We start from the raw sequence: 18238 nt of genomic DNA, 5'->3' as shown, positions 1-18238 counted from the left end.
TATCTACAAATAACCATTCTGTGAAAGATGCGTCGAAGAGCCGTATGCGGGAATTCCGCACGTACGGATCTGTGAGGGGGACGGGCACAATCCTCGAAAGGAGAGGCCCTACCTACTCGACCATAAATCGCGTGGATCGGGGGACCGAGGGGCGTCGGAACGGCGAATCATCGGCTCATCGTCCTCCGAATCGCCCAGTCCGCCAGCAGTCCCGTCAAGGCGTAGCTGCTGAAGTGAATCAGGTACGCCGGAAGCTTCAGCGGAATCAGGGCACTGCTCGGCTCCATGCGCAGAGCGTCTGTGTCCACGATCCAGCTCTGGAACGGCTCGGCGAATTTGATGGCATCGATCAGCGGGTTGAGCCCGATGAGGACGATGTTCGCCAGGCCGCTGCCCAACGCGTCGCCGAGACAGATCGCCAAGCTGGCGGACGCAAGCCAGAACGTTGCGTATCTCCCCACTTTTGTGCTCATGAGCGCCTCTCCCCCTTTTCCCCCGGTGTTGGTTATGAGCTATAATGGACGTAACTATCGCCGAACGGAGGGGCCGCCCCTTGACGCTGCAACAACTGAAGTACGTGATCGAGGTCGCCGGCCGGGGCTCGATGAACGAAGCCGCGAAGCGCCTCTTCATCTCCCAGCCGAGCCTGTCCAACGCCATCCGCGAGCTGGAGGAGGAGGTCGGCGTGACGATCTTCGAGCGGACGAACAAGGGCATCACGCTGACGAAGGAAGGAACCGAGTTCCTCTCCTACGCGCGGCAGGTCGTCGAGCAGGCGGACTTGCTGGAGAACCGTTATCTGGGCGGCAAGCCGTCCCCGCAGCACTTCTCCGTGTCGACGCAGCACTATGCGTTCGCGGTCAACGCGTTCGTCAGCCTTGTGCAGGAGCACGGGCTGGACGAATACGAGCTGGCGCTGCGCGAGACGAAGACGTACGAGATCATCGAGGATGTCCGGAGCATGAGAAGCGAGATCGGCATCCTCTACGTGAACGAGTTCAACGCCAAGGTGCTCCACAAGCTGTTCAAGTCCGCAGGGCTCGAGTTCCATAGCTTGTTCGTGGCGAGGCCGCATATTTTTATCAGTGTGCACAATCCCCTCGCCAAGCAGAAGAGCGTCGCGATCGAGCAGTTGGACGAGTATCCGTACCTGTCCTTCGATCAAGGGGAGTACAATTCCTTCCACTTCTCGGAAGAGATTCTCAGCACATTGTCCCATAGGAAAAGCATCCGGGTCAACGACCGGGCGACCCTGTTTAATCTATTGATCGGGCTCAACGGGTATACGATATCGACGGGGGTGCTGAGCTCGGATCTGAACGGCAACGACATCATTCCTGTGCCGCTCGACATCAACGAGACGATCCATGTCGGCTGGATCGCGCACAAGAGCGTTCCGCTCTCGAAGCTGGGGGCGGCTTACGTAGACGCGCTGAAGCAGGCGATTCAGGCGATCGACGAGTAGAGGATAATAGAGGCGGACGGGCGAATGTATCCGAATTGGCGGCATATGTCTCTCGATATAGCTTGAGGCTATACCCAGTTATAGCAATTGAGATTCGCATTCGGGACGAATAGGGCTTCTAGTCGACATTCCGAGGTGCTAAACTGGGATATAGAACTTGGTGAGGGAGAATCGCTTTATGCTTAATCATAAAATCGACAATCGGCAGCCGGGCATCTTGACTTACGGGCTGACGCCGCCGAAGACGAATCACGAGCCGGGCAAGATCGCCGAGATCGCCCGGAGGCAGATCGAACGAATTCAGGATATCGGCATCGACGGGCTCGTCCTGTACGACGTTCAGGACGAGGCCGACCGCACCGACCAGGACCGCCCGTTCCCGTACCTGTCCGCGATGGACCCGACGGAATACAGCAAGAATTACCTCGACGCGTTCGATGTGCCGAAGATCATCTACAAGGTCGTCGGCAAGGAGACGCCGGAGGAGCTTGCGAGGTGGATCGAGTCGGATCGGACGGAGGATCGCTTCTCGGTGTTCGTAGGCGCCTCGTCGAGCAAGCAGGAAGTAACGATGCGGCTTCCGGACGCCTACAGGATCAGCAAGGAGCGGAACGAGAAGCTCCGCTTCGGCGGAGTCGTCATTCCGGAGCGCCACAAGGCCAAGGGAGACGAGCATCTCCGGGTGGCGGGCAAGCAGCAGAACGGGTGCTCGTTCTTCATCTCTCAAGCGACTTACGATGTGGAGGCTTCGAAGAATTTTCTGTCGGACTATTACTATTATTGTTCGGACAACGACATCCCGATGGTTCCCATTCTGTTTAATCTGGCGCCGTGCGGCTCGCTGAAGACGCTGGAGTTCATGAAGTGGCTCGGCATCAGCATCCCGAGATGGCTCGAGAACGAGCTGCTTCACGCGCAGGATATTCTGGACAATTCGATCCGTTCGTCGTGCGAGGTGTTCGGGGAGCTGTTCGACTTCGGCCTCGAGAAGGGCATTCCGATCGGCTGCAGCATCGAGAGCGTGTCGACCCGCAGGGTCGAGATCGAGGCGGCGGTCGAGCTGGCCAAGGACATCAAGGCGTTCATGCGCGGAAGGCTGCGCGGGACGATCGGCGTTGGACGCAGATGAGGAAGCTGGCGGGGCAAGCGGCTTAACCGCCTCGCGCTGGGCGTCGAACGGGCGCCAAAGCCGTCGAACAAGCGCAAATAGTCGTCGGGCAGGCGATAAACAAGTGTCGGCAGGCGCAAATAGATTGTCGCAACGATTTATCGGCCGGGCGCTTGCGCTCCGGCTTTTCTTTTGCCCTCGTGCTCCGGACCCTATGCGCGCTCCGGCCCTGTGCAGGCGATTTACGGATTTTATGCGAAATTTCACATTGGCGCAGGGCGATAACGGGGCATTTGGACGATTATATGCGAAAAACCACATACATGGCCGCAACTACGCCTCGAAATTCCGTATATATGCGAAAAACCTCTATGACAACAAGGACAGTTGTCACCCCCTACCATGAAAATTATTCGTATGAGGTCATCCGCAGTTATGAAGACGCTACCCTAGCGTGAACACTGAAGATACAAATCAAAGGACGAGTGATTATTGGGAGATACCCCGTGCGAAAAACCGTTCTATTGCGCCGTCGAGAATCGCCTATTGTAGACCCATATAGTACGTGTATTAAATTACACACTCTCAGGCGCATGATTTGTATGAAAACGTAGGAGGTAGAGTCGAGATGGATGCTGTACGAAGGTGCTGCGGAGGGTTGGATGTCCATCAGGAAACGGTAGTGGCGTGTGTGCTGAACGGACCGTTAGAGAACAAGCCACAATGCGTGATCCGGACATTCGGGACAACCACAAGGGAGTTGATGGAGCTTCAGGATTGGCTGCAGGAGCAAGGTTGCAAAGAGGTCGTTATGGAAAGTACCGGAGTCTATTGGAAGCCGGTGTGGAACATCTTGGAGGGGACCTGCGAATTAGTGTTGGTGAATGCTCGAAGCGTGAAGAGCAGGTCTGGTAAAAAAACGGACAAGAAGGACGCGGAACGGTTAGCGGAGATGCATCGGTGTGGGCTAATCGAGCCGAGTATGGTGCCGGAGCAGAACATAAGGGACTTGAGGGATTTGACGCGGTACCGGACGAAGCTGGTGCAAGCAGCAACCTCGGAGAAGAACCGGATTCACAAGATTCTGCAGGATGCGAACATCAAATTGACCACGTATATGTCGGACCTCTTCGGGGTGTCGGGGCGAGCGTTGCTGCAGAAGATTATGGCTGGAGAAGTGTTGGAGGAAGCGGAACTGCGAAGTCTGGTCAAAACGCAACTGAAGAAGAAAGTCCCCCAATTGCTGGATGCGCTTAATGGGAAGTTGCGGCGGCATCACCGGGAGATGATAAGCGAGCACTGGGAACACCTGATGTATTTGGAGGAAAAGATCGGGCGATTGGAAGAGAAGATTGAGTGGCGGATCGGTGCGTACGAGGAGATGATTGAACAAATCGATTCGATACCGGGGATCGAGCGAACGTCGGCGATAACAATCTTAGCGGAGATGGGACCGCACGTAGCAGAAATGTTCCCGACGGACGCGCAGTTCGCCTCGTGGGCAGGAGTGAGCCCTGGGAATAACGAAAGTGCGGGAAAGCGGAAGAAAACGAAAGCGTTGCAGGGGAACAAACATCTCAAACGGGCCCTGTGCCAAGCGGGATGGGCGAACTACCGGTCAAACAATCGGATCGGTCGATTCTTCCGAAGAATACGGAAGAGGAGAGGCGAGCAAAAGGCGAGTGTAGCAACCGGACATTTGATGGCACGGATCTTGCATGCGATGATGCGAGAGAAAACGCTATACAAAGAAATAGACGTTCCCCTAGGCGAAGGAACGTCTGAGCAAAGAAAGTTGGAAAGTTATTTGACGTACATCCGTCAAATGGGATACAAGGTTTCGTTACAACCCGTTAGCGAATAGTCTATCCATTTTTTAAAAATCCAAGCGGATTTTTTGGGGTGGTGGGACTTTTTTTGTCTAAATCCGGTACAGACCGCCATTAGCGGGGGTTAATTTTCGTATTAAACCACATAAAACCTCTCAATCCCCCCGGAATCCCGCCAACGAATGTGAAAAACCACATAAAATCGCGTGAACCGCGCCGGGGCAGGGGGAGCGACGATTCGTGCGGATCGCGCTGGGGCGGAGACACGGCGACTCGCGCGAACCGCACTGGGGCAGGAGGAGCGACAACCCGCATGATCCGCCGGGATCGGGGAGCGCGACGAATGTCGTGCAAATCCGCTCCTCCCTGGCCGTCTTTGCAATCGTGTTCGCTTCGGGGTATCGTAGAGGAAGACTAGGATTCGGAGAGGAGCCATCATTCATGTCTGACAAGCGTAACGTCAAGTGGGGCATCATGGGACCGGGAGGCATCTCCGGCAACTTCGCGTCCGAGCTGAAGCACGCGCCGGGAGCCGAGCTCGTCGCGGTCGCGGGGAGATCGAAGGAGAAGGCGGAGGCGTTCGCGGAGAAGTACGGCGTGCCGCGTGCATACGGAAGCTGCGCAGAGCTCGCGGCCGATCCGGACGTCGAGATCGTCTACATCGGAACGCTGCATCCGGTCCATAAGGAGAACGCGATCGAGCTGCTGCGCGGCGGCAAGTCGCTGCTCGTCGAGAAGCCGTTCACGATGGACAAGGAGGAAGCCGACGAGATCGTTAACGAAGCGAAGGAACGCGGCCTGTTCGTCATGGAGGCGATGTGGACGCGCTACTTGCCGGTTATCCGGCAGGTGAGACAATGGCTGGCGGAGGATGCGATCGGCGAGGTGCAACTGCTGAAGGCGGAGTTCGGCTTCGATGTCGGCTGGGACCCGGACGGTCGGCTGCTGAACAAGGCGAAGGGCGGCGGCACGCTGCTCGACGCGGGCATCTACCCGATCTCGTTCGCCTCGATGGTGTACGGAGCGCGTCCGCAGCGCATCCAGAGCACGGCATACATTGGCGAGACCGGCGTGGACGAGCGGTTCTCGCTGCTGTTCGAATACGATCGCGGCCGGGTCGCTTCCCTGCACGGCGCCGTCCGGCTCGGCATGAACAACGACGCGTGGATCTACGGCACGAAGGGCAAGATTTATGTCGAAGGCTTCCTCTTCTCGAAGAAGGCGACGCTGTATGCGAACGGGGAAGAGCCGGTTACCGTGACGGACGACCGCGAGTTCAACGGGCATGCGTTCGAAGCGATCGAGGCGATGGACTGCTTGCGCGAAGGCCGCACGGAGAGCGCGGATATGCCGCTCGCCGAGACGCTTGCCATCATGGGGACGCTCGACGAGATTCGCGGTCAGTGGGGATTGAGCTACTGAGGCGACGTGCGCCGTACGAATGTGATTTTTCACATTCGTTCTCGGTGCAATGGGCGGAATTGAGCATTTTATGCGAAAAACCACATTTATGAGCGTCTTCGGCCCTGCCAGGCGTTGGATAGATGTGAAAAACCGCATAAAATCGCTAAACCGGCCGTTTCGAGGCCATCACGAATGTGAAAAATCATATAAAATCGTCGGAGTCGCGCCGTCCTGTCAAGGGAGCCCGCACCCTATCGATGAACAGCCTGGGCTAACGAGCGCCCAGGCTTTTTTTGTAGGCGGCGGGGGACAGGCCGGTGAGCGACTTGAACACCCGATGGAAGTGCGGCAGGCTGCCGAAGCCGCATCGTTCCGCGATGACCCCGACACTGTCGTCGGTGCCCGTCAGCAGCTCCTTGGCGAGAATGATCCGCTTGGCGTTCACGTAGTCGGTCAGGTTCATGCCGGTGAGCTGCTTGAACACGCGCGAGAAGTGCGGCGGCGTTACCGCCGACCTTCGGCTCATCTCCGCGAGGCCGGCGTCCCGCTCGGGAGACTCGTCGATTGCGCGGAGAGCCTCCTTCATCCAGCCTGGCCCGACGCCGTAATCGACCGAAGTCTCTTCGGTCAGGACGGAGGCGGCATGGCGATTAAGCCGCAGCAGCAGATCCCCCAGAGACAGTCGCACCGCCTCCCGGTAGCCGAGCTCCTTGTTCCGCAGTTCCAGGTTTATTTTCCCCAATAGGGTCTCGAACGCATCCCGCAGCTCCTCCGGCATCTCCAGCTTGTAGCTCTTGAGCTTGCGGGCGGTCTCGAAGCTGCGCAGCGGCGAATACGAGTCGTCCAGCGACTCGGTCTTGGCGAACGCGGGCGAGAAGAACAGCGCGCTGGTCACGTACGGATCGCTCTCGTCCGGCGTCGAGCGGTGGATCGTATTGCCGGGGATGACGAACAGGTCGCCCGGCTTCTTCTCGTAGAACGTCTTATCGATAAAAAAAGTGCCGGAGCCCCGGTGAACGTACACGAGCTCGTAGCGGTCGTGCAGATGGTCGGGCAGCTCGCGCGCGCGGCTCTTCTTGTCGTGGTACACGAGCTCGAAGGGGAAGAGCGGGTCCCCGAAGAATGGCTTGCGGTAGGGATTCATCGAACTCTCTCCTCCTCCTTGTTCTCCCTCTTCAGAATATCAAAATAAGTTACAAAGTTGCAATTGCAAGCACTATCTGCAAGCATATTTGCGCTAGTACAATGAGAGCATGAGAACAAGCGGCTGCGGCCGGGAGGAGAAGAGCGCGATGCCGAGAATCGATTCCCATCAGCATTATTGGAAGATCGATCGCGGGGATTACGGATGGATCACGCCCGAGGTGGAGCGGTTGTACCGGGACTTCCAGCCCGAACATCTGAGGCCCAGCCTGGCAAAGCATAGGATGGACGGAAGCATCGTTGTCCAAGCCGCCCCGACGACGGAGGAGACGGATTATCTGCTGACGCTGGCGGAGCGGGAGGAGACGATTCTGGGCGTGGTCGGCTGGCTGGACTTGTTCGATCCGGAGCACGTCCGCCATTATGAACGGTTCCGCCGCCATCCGAAGTTCGTCGGCTTCCGGACGATGATCCAGGAGATGCCGGACGCGTCCCGCATTCTGGAGCCGGCCTATGCGGAAGCGCTGCGGCGGTTCGCGGCGGAGGACGTGCCGGTCGACCTGCTGCTGCGGCACGATCAGTTGGAGCCGCTTGTGCGGTTGCTCGAGCAGGTGCCGGGGCTGCGCGGCGTCATCGACCATCTGGCGAAGCCGCCGATCCGCTCCGGAGAGCTTGAGCCGTGGCTCGGTCATATGCGCGAGCTGGCGCGGCATCCGAAGCTGCGCTGCAAGCTGTCCGGCATGGTGACGGAGGCGGACCATGAGCAATGGAAGGCGGAGCAATTCGCGCCGTATATCCGCCATGTGCTGGAGCTTTTCGGTCCGGACCGCGTGCTGTTCGGAAGCGACTGGCCGGTGTGCCTGCTCGCGGCGGAGTACGACGAGGTGATGGATATTGTGGAGAGAGCGATACCTGAACAATGGAGCCCGACCGACCGCGAGAAGCTGTACGGGGGCAATGCGAAGGAGTTCTACAAATGCTGAATCTGCTAAGCGAGAAGACATTGGAGCGGTTAAACGGGCGGAACGGACAGAGCGAACTGAGCGGGCGGAACGGACTGAGCGAACAGAGCGAGCAGAACGGTGGGCGGAGCGGGCAAAATGGAGGGGAGCAGAAGGCGGCGGGCGGCGCGCCGGTGACGGTGCTTCAGATCGGGGAAGGCAACTTCCTGCGCGGGTTCTTCGACTGGATGATCCAATCGTGCCGCGATCAGGGGCTGTTCCAGGGCAGCATCGCGGTGACGCAGCCGCGGCCGTCCGGCAAGCCGAAGATCGACGCGCTGGCCGCGCAAGACGGCTTGTACACGCTGGTGACACGCGGGCTGGAGAACGGGCAGGCGGTGGAACGCAAGGAGATGATCTCCGTATTCGCCGAGGCGTTCGATCCGTACACGAACTGGACGCGGCTTATGGAGCTCGCGGTCAGTCCGGAGCTGCGCTTCGTCGTATCCAATACGACGGAAGCTGGCATCGCCTACCGGCCGGAAGCGCTGACGGGCGAGCCGATCGTCTCGTTCCCGGGCAAGCTGGCGTACCTGCTGTACCAGCGGTACTTGAAGTACGAGGGCGCGGCGGACAAGGGGCTGATTCTGCTGCCGTGCGAGCTGCTTGACCGGAACGGCGACGCGCTGCGCGACGTCGTGCTGAAGTATGCGGCCGACTGGGGCTTCCCCGAGACGTTCCGTCAGTGGGTGCTTGAGCATAATCGCTTCCTGAACTCGCTCGTCGACCGGATCGTGACCGGCTATCCGGGAGACGAGCAGGCGGAGGCGTGGTTCGCCGAGTGGGGCTATCGCGACCCGATGCTGACGACGGCCGAGCCGTATCATCTGTGGGCGATCGAGGCGGAGCCGGAGCTGGAGGAGCTGCTGCCGCTGCGCAAGGCGGGGCTGAATGTGTTCTGGACGACGGACCTGAAGCCGTTCGCACAGCGCAAGGTTCGCATCCTGAACGGCGCGCACACGTGGATGGCGCCGCTTGGCCTGCTGCACGGCGTGGAGCACGTCCGCGAGCTGCTGGAGCATGAGACGCTTGGCCGGGCGGTGCGCGAGACGGTGCGGGAGGACGTGCTGCCGACGCTGCCGTACGACGGGAGCGAGCTTGCGGACTATGCGGCGGCCGTGTTCGAGCGATTCGGCAATCCGTTCATTCGCCACCGGCTGGCAGACATCGCGATGAACAGCCTCAGCAAGTTCCGCACGCGGCTGCTGCCGACGCTGGCGTTCTACGCGGAGCGCGGCGAGGCGGTGCCGGAGCGGCTGGCGCTGGGCCTGGCGGGCTTGCTCCGCTACTACCGGGTTCGCCGCGCCGAGGACGGCAGCTTCGTCGGGACGACGCTCGCCGGCGGCGGGACATACGCGGTGCGCGACGATCAGGCGCTGCTCGAGCTTGTCGCGGGCATCTGGGCGGAGGCGGCGCAGGGAGCGGCATCGACGGCGCAGACGGAGGCCGCGGTGCGCAAGCTGCTCGCGCAGACCGCGATCTGGGGCGCCGATCTGTCGGGCTGGCCGTCTCTTGCGGAACGGACGGCGAAGATCATCGCAGCATGGGATAACAAGGCATTGGACAACCAAGAGGAGGCATAACCGATGAGCGATTGGATTCGATTGTCGCCGAAGGACCAGGTCGTCATCGCTCTTCGTCCGTATGAGGCGGGCGAGACGGTGACGCTGGAGAACGGCGAGACGGTGACGCTTGCGGATGCGGTGCCGAAGGGGCACAAGATCGTGACGGTTCCCGTCGTGCAGGGTGCGGACGTGCTCAAGTTCGGCTATTCCATCGGCAAGGCGAAGGAAGACCTGAAGCCGGGCGCATGGGTGCATACGCACAACCTGGGCACCGGACTGAGCGGCATTCTGGAGTACGAATACGAGCCGACGGCGGCGGTTGAGGCTGCTGCTACTGCTGCTATTGTTGCTGCGGCGGCTCCAACCCAAGCTGCGGAATGGGCCGCCTCTGCGAACACGAGCGTGCCGACGTTCCAAGGCTACGTGCGCGAGAACGGAGACGTCGGCATCCGCAACGAGATCTGGGTCATCAACACGGTCGGCTGCATCAACAAGACGTGCGAGATTCTGGCGAACCGCGGCCGGGCGATCGACGGGGACGAGGTGGACGGCGTGTTCCACTTCGCGCATCCGTTCGGCTGCTCGCAGCTCGGCGACGATCTGGAGCATACGCAGAAGCTGCTCGCTTCGCTCGTGAATCACCCGAACGCGGCCGGCGTGCTTGTTGTCGGTCTCGGCTGCGAGAACAACCAGATCGACTTGTTTAAGCAAGCGATCGGGGAGTACGATCCTCGCCGCGTGAAGTTCATGAAGTCGCAGGAAGAGGAAGACGAGCTGGAGAGAGGGCTGGAGCTGATCGAGGAGTTGATCGAGTACGCGGGCACGTTCAAGCGCGAGCCGATTCCCGTCTCGAAGCTGCGCATCGGGCTGAAGTGCGGCGGCTCCGACGGCTTGTCCGGCATTACCGCGAACCCGCTCGTCGGCTCGATCTCCGACCGGCTGATCGGCTACGGCGGCACGGCGGTGCTGACCGAGGTGCCGGAGATGTTCGGCGCCGAGACGATCCTGATGAACCGCGCGCAGAACGAGGAGGTGTTCGGCCAGATCGTCGATCTGGTCAACGACTTCAAGCGCTACTTCCTGCGCCACGACCAGGAGATCTACGAGAACCCGTCGCCGGGCAACAAGGCGGGCGGCATTACGACGCTCGAGGAGAAGTCGCTCGGCTGCACGCAGAAGGGCGGCCATGCGATAGTTACCGGCGTTCTGCCTTACGGCGAACGCGTGTCGAAGCCGGGGCTCAACCTGCTCGAAGCGCCGGGCAACGACCTGGTGTCCGTCACGGCGCTGTCGGCGAGCGGAGCGCACATCGTTCTGTTCACGACGGGACGCGGCACGCCGTTCGGCGGCCCGGTGCCGACGGTGAAGCTGGCGACGAATTCGGAGCTCGCCGGCCGCAAGAAGAACTGGATCGACTTCAACGCCGGTCAATTGCTGGAGGGCAAGACGATGGGCGAGCTGACCGACGAATTGTGGGATTACCTCCTCGGTCTCGCCTCGGGCGACAACCGGACGAATAACGAGCGGAACGGGTTCCGCGAGATCGCGATTTTCAAGGATGGGGTGATTCTCTGATGCGCTTCCGGGAATTGGGACGAACGGGGCTTCGGGTGCCTGCGCTCAGCTTCGGAGCTTCGTCGCTGGGGTCGGTGTTCCGGGAGACGGACGACGCGGAGAGCGTGCGCACCGTGCACGCGGCGGTCGATGCCGGCATGAATCTGATCGACGTCTCGCCCTACTACGGGCTGACGAAGGCGGAGACCGTTCTGGGCAAGGCGCTGAAGGAGCTGCCCCGGGACCGCTATCTGCTGTCCACCAAGGCGGGGCGCTACGGGGAGCGGGAATTCGACTTCTCGGCCCGGAGGATCGCGGCGAGTGTGGAAGAGAGTCTGGTCCGGCTGAACGTTGAGTATGTGGACCTGCTGTTCCTGCACGATATCGAATTCGTGTCCCCCGAGATCATTGTCGAGGAGGCGCTGCCGACTCTGGTGCGCCTGAAGCAGCAAGGCAAAATCCGCTTCGCCGGCATCAGCGGGCTGCCGATCGGACTGTTCGAGCAGCTTCTGCCGCAGATCGAGGTCGATGCGATTCTCTCGTACTGCCACTACTCCTTGAACGATACGCAACTGCTCGATCTGCTTCCTCTGCTGGAATCGCGGGGAATCGGACTCGTCAATGCATCCCCGCTCTCGATGGGCCTGCTCGGCACGCGCGGGGCTCCCGACTGGCATCCGGCGGACGAAGAGCTGAAGCGGGCATGTCGGGCGGCGGCGGAGCTGTGCGCGTCGCGGGGCGAGGACATCGCCAAGCTGGCGGTCCAGTTCTCCACCTCGAACGAGCGCATCCCGACGACGCTGATCAGCACGGCGAATCCGGCCAACGTGGCGAAGAATGCCGCCTGGGTCGACGAGCCGATCGACGAGGAGCTGCTGCGCGAGGTGCTGGAGCTGCTGGCTCCCGTGCACAACCGTTCGTGGGAGAGCGGAATCGCCCGTTACAACGAGCGCGTTCATCGATAGAGGGGGGCTGGCGGGATGAAGGGCATCGTGTTGGAAAAGGTGGAGAGGTTCGAGTTAAGGAACGATCTGCCGGAGCCGGAGGAGCGCGAGGGAGAAGCCATTGTTGCAATCCGGCGCATCGGAATCTGCGGAACGGATCTCCATGCGTATAAGGGGAATCAGCCGTTCTTCTCCTATCCGCGCGTGCTTGGGCACGAGTTGGCAGGAATTATCGAGAAGGTCGGCGTCAATGAGGAAGGCTTCGCGGCGGGGGACCTGGTCAGCATTATTCCTTATCTGCATTGCGGGGAATGCGTGGCCTGCCGGAGAGGCCAAACGAATTGCTGCACCGCCATGAAGGTGATGGGGGTGCATGTCGACGGCGGCATGCGGGAGCGAATCTCCGTGCCGGTGAGCCACCTCGTGCGCGCGGAAGGGCTGACGGCCGATCAAGCGGCCGTCGTCGAGCCGCTCGCGATCGGCGCCCACGCGGTTCGCCGTTCCGGCGCCGTCGCCGGCGAGACCGTGCTCGTCATCGGCGCGGGCCCGATCGGCCTCGGCGTCATGGCGTTCGCGAAGGTGGCGGGCGCGCGGGTTATCGCGATGGACGTGAACGAGGAGCGGCTGCGCTTCTGCACCGATTGGGCTCGCGTTGACGCCACGGTGAACGCGCTTGAGCAGCCGAAGGAGAAGCTCGCCGAGCTGACCGGCGGCGACTATCCAACGATCGTGTTCGACGCGACGGGCAATGCGAGGTCGATGGGCGCTGCGGTCGGATATGTCGCCCACGGCGGCTCGCTCGTCTACGTCGGTCTGGTGAAGGGCGACATCGCCTTCGACGACTCCGAGTTCCACAAGCGCGAGCTGACGCTCATGGGCAGCCGCAACGCGACGAAGATGGACTTCGCCCATGTGCTGGACACGATCCGCACCGGGGCGGTCGATCTGGACCGCTACATCACCCACCGCGCTCCGTTCGCGGAGATGATCGAGCGCTTCGACGGCTGGCTGAAGCCGGAGGCGAAGGTGATCAAGGCGATTCTGGAGCTGTAGACAGAAGAATTGTAGACGGAAAAGCTATGGTGGAATGGTTGCGTGAATAAGGGCGTGTAAGTATAATAAAACTAAAAGAAGGAGCCGTGCTGGTAACACGACTCCTCCCTGCACAGTAGCCGCTTCAAAGGCGGTCGGCTTCAGGTACAACGGGTATGGAAATAGACCGCGTTCCCTGCGATGGGGCGGTCTATTTTCGTGTTGTGGACAACAGCGCAACGATCAGCAAACCGAAAGTCAGCATGATCATTAAGGCTTCGTACACTGTCACGGGCATCCCTCCCTTCGCGAGAGGTAGCCGACCGCCCTTTCAAGCCGTTCTATGTGCTTGTCTAACTATATCATGTTTTGTTATTTTTTTATATAAGTACAAAGAAAATCCAGTCTTCGTTATGACCGTATCCAAACCCCGGCCATCGCAGAAATGCGGCAGTCGGGGCTTGTTGGATAATAGGCCCGATTCCTTCGCTTAAAGCTTCAGGCTGAGCCGCGGCTCCTCATTCGGCTGCCGGATTTTATGCGAAAATTCACATTCGTGCGGCGTGATAACGGGCAGTTTGGGCGATTATATGTGAAAAATAACATAAATAGAGGGAATTCGCACACGAATTCCTGTATATATGCTAAAAATCGCATAAAATGCCGCAATTGCCGCCAATCCAAGGCCGACGAATGTGAAAAATCATATAAATCGCGGAGGCAGCATCTCCCCGGCGGCCCCCGCTGCGATTTAACTCTCATTGAGCACTCTCACCCTCCCGTTGACTGTCGTTAACTTCCGCTCCGGCAAGCCGCTCAGCCGCTGCGGCGTGTGCTACAATAGCGACATTCAAGCAGCGAGGCGGATTAACGACGGTGGATATTAACGACAGTCAATACCGGGAGGGACTCGAATGAGCAAAGTAAGGTACGGAATCATCGGCATCGGCAACATGGGCAGCTCGCACGCGGGCGCGATTTACCGCGGGGAGATTGCGGGGGCCGTGCTGACTGCCGTATGCGACGAGATCGAAGCGAAGCGCGAGTGGGCGCAAGGGCAATGGGAAGGCGTCGCCGTCTTCGGCAGCACGGACGAGATGCTCGCTTCCGGACTTGTCGACGCGGTAATCGTCGCGAATCCGCACTACGGCCACCCGGCCGAGGCGATCAAGGCGTTCGCGGCCGGCGTTCACGTGCTCGTGGAGAAGCCGGCGGGCGTCTACGCGAAGCAGGTGCGCGAGATGAACGATGCGGCGGCGCAGAGCGGCAAGGTGTTCGGCATCATGTACAACCAGCGGATGAACCCGCTCTACCGCAAGCTGCGCGAGCTGGTCCAATCGGGCGAACTCGGCGAGATTCGCCGCACGAACTGGATCATCACGAACTGGTATCGGTCGCAGGCGTATTACGATTCGGGCTCGTGGCGCGCGACATGGGCGGGCGAGGGCGGCGGCGTGCTGATCAATCAGTGTCCGCACCAGCTTGACCTGTGGCAGTGGACAATCGGCATGATGCCGACCCGCATCCGCGCGTTCTGCCAGTTCGGCAAGCACCGGAACATCGAAGTGGAGAACGATGTGACCGCTTACGCGGAATACGGGAACGGAGCGACAGCGGTGTTCATCACCTCGACGTCGGACGCGCCGGGCACGAACCGCCTTGAAGTGACCGGCGACCGCGGCAAAATCGTCATCGAAGACGGCAAGATGACGTTCTGGCGGCTGCGCCAATCCGAGACGGAATTCAATGCGAGCAACCAAATTCTGTTCGGCACGCCGGAGGTATGGAAGGTGGAGATTCCGGATCAAGGACCGAGCCCCGAACATGCGGGCATTATGCGGAACTTCACCGACGCCATCCTGAACGGGACCGAGCTTGTCGCTCCGGGCGAAGAAGGGCTGCTCGGCCTGACGATCTCCAACGCGATCCACCTGTCGACGTGGACGGACGGTTGGGTCGAGCTTCCGCTTGACGAGCAACTGCATTACGAGGAATTGACCAAACGCATCGAATCGTCGACCTTCCGCAAGAGCGAGCCCGCCGAGGCTGCGCTGCCGGTCGATCTCAGCCGGACTTTCTGACAATCAAGGGAGGGACAACACAATGACGAACAACTCGAATCCGCAAGCTTCCGGGCGGCCAACCGGCGCGCAGCCGCAGCCCGATCGCGCCGACGGCATGAACTACGCTCCGGTGTCGGCGGTCAAGCCGCAGCCGGTCGTCCGGCCCGGCGAATTCGTCTTCGCCGCCGCGGCGCTCGATCACGGCCATATCTACGGCCAGACGAACGGACTGCTCGAAGCGGGCGCGACGCTGAAGTGGGTGTACGACCCCGATCCGCAGAAGGTAGCGGCGTTCCTCGCCGCCTACCCGCAGACGCAGGTTCAAGCCGCCGAGTCCCTCGAGCAGATCTTAAGCGACCCCGAGGTGAAGCTCGTCGCGGGCGCGGCGATTCCGTCGGAGCGCGCCGCGCTCGGCATCCGCGTCATGGAGAGCGGCAAGGACTACTTCACCGACAAGAGCCCGTTCACGACGCTGGAGCAGCTTGCGCAAGCGAGAGAAGCGGCCGCCCGAACCGGACGCAAGTATATGGTGTACTACAGCGAGCGGCTGCACGTCGAGAGCGCCGTCTACGCCGGTCAGCTCATCAAGGAGGGAGCGATCGGCAGCGTTCTGCAGGTTATGGGAATGGGGCCTCACCGCTTGAACAAGGGATCTCGTCCGGAGTGGTTTTTCCAGAAGGCGAAGTACGGGGGCATCCTCTGCGACATCGGCAGCCACCAGATCGAGCAATTCCTGTACTACGCGGGGTGCAAGGACGCGACGGTGCAAGCGAGCAAGGTCGGCAACTACGCGAACCCGGACAAGCCGGAGCTCGAGGACTTCGGGGATGCGACGCTGGTCGGCGACAACGGGGCGACGCACTACTTCCGGGTCGACTGGTTCACGCCGGACGGACTCTCGACCTGGGGCGACGGGCGCCTGTTCATCCTGGGCACGGAAGGGTATATCGAGCTGCGCAAGTACGTCGATGTCGGCCGGGAAAAGGCGGGGGATCACGTTTATCTGGTCAATAAGAGCGGCGAGTATCATTATTCGGTGGCCGGGCGGGTCGGTTATCCGTTCTTCGGCGAGCTGATTCTCGACTGCCTGAACCGCACCGAGAATGCGATGACCCAGGAACATGCGTTCAAGGCGGCGGAGCTGTGTCTGATCGCCCAGGAGCGGGCGGTTCGCGTAACGGGCTGAGCGTGCTACAATGGTCTCTAGCGAGTTATCCAAGCGAGAACGTTGCTGGAGGAGCGTGTGAGCCGCTTATGCGCCCGGACGATAGCCAGAATCCGAACCAATACATCTATCAGATCGAGCATCCGATCGAATGCTCTTACCGGAACGACTCCCCGATTCACGGGGCGCCGTTCCATTCGCATGCCCATTATGAGGTTTATTACTTCCAGGAAGGCGAATGCACGTACCTGATTGGGGACAAGCTGATGGTGCTTCAGCCCGGCGATCTCATTCTGATGCACGGCATGACGCTGCATTGCGCGAATCCTTCGCCGGATAAGCCGTACGTTCGTTCCATCCTTCACTTCAACCCGGCGTACGTGCACAAGCTGCTGCGGTCGGAGCCGGCCGCCGGCTTGCTTGGCCCGTTCGAGGAGTTGCGCAACGCGAGGCTGTCGCTCGACCCGGAGCAGCGGGCCGAGGTCGAACGCCTCTACGCGCAGATGGCCAAGCTGGCGGAGAAGAGGAAGCGGGAGGGCGGAGCCGGGTCGGCCGCTGCGCTCGATAAGCTCGACGTGCTGTTCCTGGAGCTGCTTCTGCTGATCCGGGGGTGGTTCGAGTCTCCGGCGGGAGAGGGCGAACAGCGGCCGCAGCAGGAGGAGCATGTGCAGGGAGTGCTCTCGTACCTCGAAGAGCATTATGCGGAGGAGCTGACGCTGGACGCGATTGCGGACGCGCTTCATCTGACCAAGCCGTACCTGTCGAATCTGTTCAAGCGGGTGACGGGGACAACCGTGTTCAAGTACCTGTACAACCGCAGGATCAACCAGGCGAAGATCCTGTTCCGCTTCGAGCCTCACCGTTCCGTATCTTCCGTCTCCAAGGCGGTCGGGTTCTCTCATCTGGCGCACTTCAGCCGGCTGTTCAAGACGACCGTCGGCATGAGCCCGCAGCAGTATCGGGGGAGGATAAACGACAGCTCTCGCGAGGTTCCGGGAGCCGCCCGAGAACCCGTCCGAATAAACGCTGAACCCGTGCCGCTGCCGCACCGTTACGATAAATGAGAAGTCAAGGTTGCGTACATGAGGAAATTCTCATCCTTTTCTAAGAAAACGCTTTAGGGCGTTGACTCGCGCGAGGTCCGCTTCACCTTGGAAAAAATTAGGGTGTTTCGCCTGTGCTATAGTGTTCCCAACGACAAACACCGTTCGCTCGGCAAGAATGCATGACGATTCGTTCTGCAAGAAGGCACGGAGGAACGCAGGGAGGGCACTCGGTGAAAGCAGGGAAAGCAGGCGCAGTCAAGAAGAAGCTTATGATGGTCGGTTTGCTCGCAAGCATAGGTTGGTTCGGGATGACGGCCGTTCACTCTACCGGAGCGAGCGCCGCGACAGCCGAGTCGCTGGAATTGCTCTCCATTGGCAAAAACTACATAGGAACCCCATACGTCTACGGCGCGTCCGGCATCTGGGGAACCTCGTTCGATTGCTCCTCCTACACGCAATTCGTGTTCCGCCAGCTCGGCGTCTCGCTTCCGCGAACGTCGTCGGAACAGGCGTACATGGGGACGAAGGTCGATAAAGCTTATCTGAGCGTAGGGGATCTCGTGTTCTTCCGGACGGGAAGCGGCTGGATCAGCCACGTGGCCATCTACGCGGGCGAAGGCAAGATTCTCCACGCGAGCAGCAGCCAAGGGGTTACGCTCTCCGATATGAACAGCACTTATTGGAAGAACGCCTACGTAACGGCGAGACGGATTCTGTAATCGGCACGGTTGCCTGCATGGCGGCATGCGCATAGGCATGCACATATAGAAGAATGAACCACGGCGGATTCTCCGGGCACAGGCCAAGGAGAGTCCGTTCGTGCTTCTGCGCTTCCGCTCGGCATCCGACTCGGGATGCGGCAGGATAGCAGGATGTAGCTTCGACCGCCAAATGCCGCTACAATAGAGACTGGACTAGA

16 protein-coding genes are annotated in these 18238 nt (G+C 60.4%); 13 read left to right on the top strand and 3 right to left on the bottom strand.

Annotation, left to right across the window (positions count from 1 at the left end; all coding sequences use genetic code 11):
• Nucleotides 1-167: 167 nt before the first annotated feature.
• Nucleotides 168-473 carry a hypothetical protein gene (locus E6C55_RS29240; RefSeq protein ID WP_136373374.1) on the bottom strand — a complete coding sequence of 102 codons (306 nt, stop codon included), beginning with the start codon at nt 471-473 and terminating at the stop codon, nt 168-170.
• Between the two features lie 80 nt (nt 474-553).
• Between E6C55_RS29240 and E6C55_RS29235 the strand changes: the two genes are divergently transcribed.
• The 4 genes from E6C55_RS29235 to E6C55_RS29220 all read left to right on the top strand — a co-directional run bounded on the left by E6C55_RS29235 (nt 554) and on the right by E6C55_RS29220 (nt 5824).
• Entirely contained in the window at nt 554-1465 is a 912-nt protein-coding gene (locus E6C55_RS29235) for a LysR family transcriptional regulator (protein WP_136373373.1), read from the top strand.
• Between the two features lie 178 nt (nt 1466-1643).
• Nucleotides 1644-2594, top strand: coding sequence for a methylenetetrahydrofolate reductase (locus E6C55_RS29230; RefSeq protein WP_136373372.1), 951 nt, complete (start codon nt 1644-1646; stop codon nt 2592-2594).
• Between the two features lie 607 nt (nt 2595-3201).
• The gene (locus tag E6C55_RS29225) at nt 3202-4437 is read left to right on the top strand and encodes an IS110 family RNA-guided transposase (protein ID WP_136373371.1); all 1236 of its coding nucleotides are present in this window, start codon (nt 3202-3204) and stop codon (nt 4435-4437) included.
• 406 nt (nt 4438-4843) lie between these two features.
• On the top strand, nt 4844-5824 hold the full coding sequence (locus E6C55_RS29220; RefSeq protein WP_136373370.1) for a Gfo/Idh/MocA family protein: 981 nt from the start codon (nt 4844-4846) through the stop codon (nt 5822-5824).
• A 253-nt stretch (nt 5825-6077) separates the two neighbouring features.
• Here the strand turns inward: E6C55_RS29220 and E6C55_RS29215 are convergent, their stop codons facing one another.
• Nucleotides 6078-6950, bottom strand: coding sequence for a helix-turn-helix domain-containing protein (locus E6C55_RS29215; protein WP_136373369.1), 873 nt, complete (start codon nt 6948-6950; stop codon nt 6078-6080).
• Between the two features lie 148 nt (nt 6951-7098).
• Here E6C55_RS29215 and E6C55_RS29210 point away from each other — a divergent pair, with 148 nt between their 5' ends.
• Genes E6C55_RS29210 through E6C55_RS29190 form a run of 5 tightly spaced genes read left to right on the top strand, consistent with a single transcriptional unit; the run spans nt 7099 to nt 13066 of the window.
• Nucleotides 7099-7932: an amidohydrolase family protein gene (locus E6C55_RS29210; RefSeq protein ID WP_136373368.1), complete on the top strand. Its 834-nt coding sequence runs from the start codon at nt 7099-7101 to the stop codon at nt 7930-7932.
• Entirely contained in the window at nt 7926-9533 is a 1608-nt protein-coding gene (locus E6C55_RS29205; protein WP_211093669.1) for a tagaturonate reductase, read from the top strand. Before E6C55_RS29210 ends, E6C55_RS29205 begins: the two co-directional genes overlap by 7 nt.
• Before the next feature lie 3 nt (nt 9534-9536).
• Nucleotides 9537-11090, top strand: coding sequence for a UxaA family hydrolase (locus tag E6C55_RS29200; RefSeq protein WP_136373367.1), 1554 nt, complete (start codon nt 9537-9539; stop codon nt 11088-11090).
• The gene (locus E6C55_RS29195; RefSeq protein ID WP_136373366.1) at nt 11090-12034 is read left to right on the top strand and encodes an aldo/keto reductase; all 945 of its coding nucleotides are present in this window, start codon (nt 11090-11092) and stop codon (nt 12032-12034) included. The genes E6C55_RS29200 and E6C55_RS29195 overlap by 1 nt, the downstream gene beginning before the upstream one ends.
• 15 nt (nt 12035-12049) lie before the next feature.
• On the top strand, nt 12050-13066 hold the full coding sequence (locus E6C55_RS29190; RefSeq protein WP_136373365.1) for a zinc-binding alcohol dehydrogenase family protein: 1017 nt from the start codon (nt 12050-12052) through the stop codon (nt 13064-13066).
• A 190-nt stretch (nt 13067-13256) separates the two neighbouring features.
• Here E6C55_RS29190 and E6C55_RS35495 read toward each other — a convergent pair whose 3' ends face one another.
• On the bottom strand, nt 13257-13343 hold the full coding sequence (locus E6C55_RS35495; RefSeq protein WP_378050191.1) for a putative holin-like toxin: 87 nt from the start codon (nt 13341-13343) through the stop codon (nt 13257-13259).
• Between the two features lie 616 nt (nt 13344-13959).
• On the opposite strand from E6C55_RS35495, the gene E6C55_RS29185 reads away from it, so the two are divergent.
• The 4 genes from E6C55_RS29185 (at nt 13960) to E6C55_RS29170 (ending at nt 18038) form a co-directional block, all read left to right on the top strand.
• Nucleotides 13960-15126 (top strand): Gfo/Idh/MocA family protein, encoded by a 1167-nt coding sequence (locus E6C55_RS29185; protein ID WP_136373364.1) that lies wholly within the window; start codon nt 13960-13962, stop codon nt 15124-15126.
• A gap of 97 nt (nt 15127-15223) precedes the next feature.
• Nucleotides 15224-16294, top strand: coding sequence for a Gfo/Idh/MocA family protein (locus tag E6C55_RS29180; RefSeq protein ID WP_230986911.1), 1071 nt, complete (start codon nt 15224-15226; stop codon nt 16292-16294).
• A gap of 68 nt (nt 16295-16362) precedes the next feature.
• Complete coding sequence (locus E6C55_RS29175) at nt 16363-17337, top strand: AraC family transcriptional regulator (protein WP_136373362.1); 975 nt, start codon at nt 16363-16365, stop codon at nt 17335-17337.
• A gap of 212 nt (nt 17338-17549) precedes the next feature.
• Nucleotides 17550-18038, top strand: a complete 489-nt coding sequence (locus E6C55_RS29170; RefSeq protein WP_230986910.1) for a C40 family peptidase — start codon at nt 17550-17552, stop codon at nt 18036-18038.
• Nucleotides 18039-18238 lie beyond the last annotated feature (200 nt).

This window comes from Cohnella fermenti, assembly GCF_004801405.1.
Classification (GTDB): Bacteria; Bacillota; Bacilli; order Paenibacillales; family Paenibacillaceae; genus Cohnella; species Cohnella fermenti.
Note: the sequence above shows the minus strand (reverse complement) of the source record. Positions and strands in the feature narration are given on the sequence as shown.

What these genes read in the sequence shown, in the direction of transcription:
- E6C55_RS29195 (WP_136373366.1), top strand. Translation starts at nt 11,090, where the DNA reads ATGCGCTTCCGGGAATTGGGACGAACGGGGCTTCGGGTGCCTGCGCTC.
- E6C55_RS29215 (WP_136373369.1), bottom strand. Translation starts at nt 6,950, where the DNA reads ATGAATCCCTACCGCAAGCCATTCTTCGGGGACCCGCTCTTCCCCTTC.
- E6C55_RS29205 (WP_211093669.1), top strand. Translation starts at nt 7,926, where the DNA reads ATGCTGAATCTGCTAAGCGAGAAGACATTGGAGCGGTTAAACGGGCGG.
- E6C55_RS35495 (WP_378050191.1), bottom strand. Translation starts at nt 13,343, where the DNA reads ATGCCCGTGACAGTGTACGAAGCCTTAATGATCATGCTGACTTTCGGT.
- E6C55_RS29175 (WP_136373362.1), top strand. Translation starts at nt 16,363, where the DNA reads ATGCGCCCGGACGATAGCCAGAATCCGAACCAATACATCTATCAGATC.
- E6C55_RS29210 (WP_136373368.1), top strand. Translation starts at nt 7,099, where the DNA reads ATGCCGAGAATCGATTCCCATCAGCATTATTGGAAGATCGATCGCGGG.
- E6C55_RS29230 (WP_136373372.1), top strand. Translation starts at nt 1,644, where the DNA reads ATGCTTAATCATAAAATCGACAATCGGCAGCCGGGCATCTTGACTTAC.
- E6C55_RS29220 (WP_136373370.1), top strand. Translation starts at nt 4,844, where the DNA reads ATGTCTGACAAGCGTAACGTCAAGTGGGGCATCATGGGACCGGGAGGC.
- E6C55_RS29200 (WP_136373367.1), top strand. Translation starts at nt 9,537, where the DNA reads ATGAGCGATTGGATTCGATTGTCGCCGAAGGACCAGGTCGTCATCGCT.
- E6C55_RS29240 (WP_136373374.1), bottom strand. Translation starts at nt 473, where the DNA reads ATGAGCACAAAAGTGGGGAGATACGCAACGTTCTGGCTTGCGTCCGCC.
- E6C55_RS29180 (WP_230986911.1), top strand. Translation starts at nt 15,224, where the DNA reads ATGAACTACGCTCCGGTGTCGGCGGTCAAGCCGCAGCCGGTCGTCCGG.
- E6C55_RS29185 (WP_136373364.1), top strand. Translation starts at nt 13,960, where the DNA reads ATGAGCAAAGTAAGGTACGGAATCATCGGCATCGGCAACATGGGCAGC.
- E6C55_RS29225 (WP_136373371.1), top strand. Translation starts at nt 3,202, where the DNA reads ATGGATGCTGTACGAAGGTGCTGCGGAGGGTTGGATGTCCATCAGGAA.
- E6C55_RS29190 (WP_136373365.1), top strand. Translation starts at nt 12,050, where the DNA reads ATGAAGGGCATCGTGTTGGAAAAGGTGGAGAGGTTCGAGTTAAGGAAC.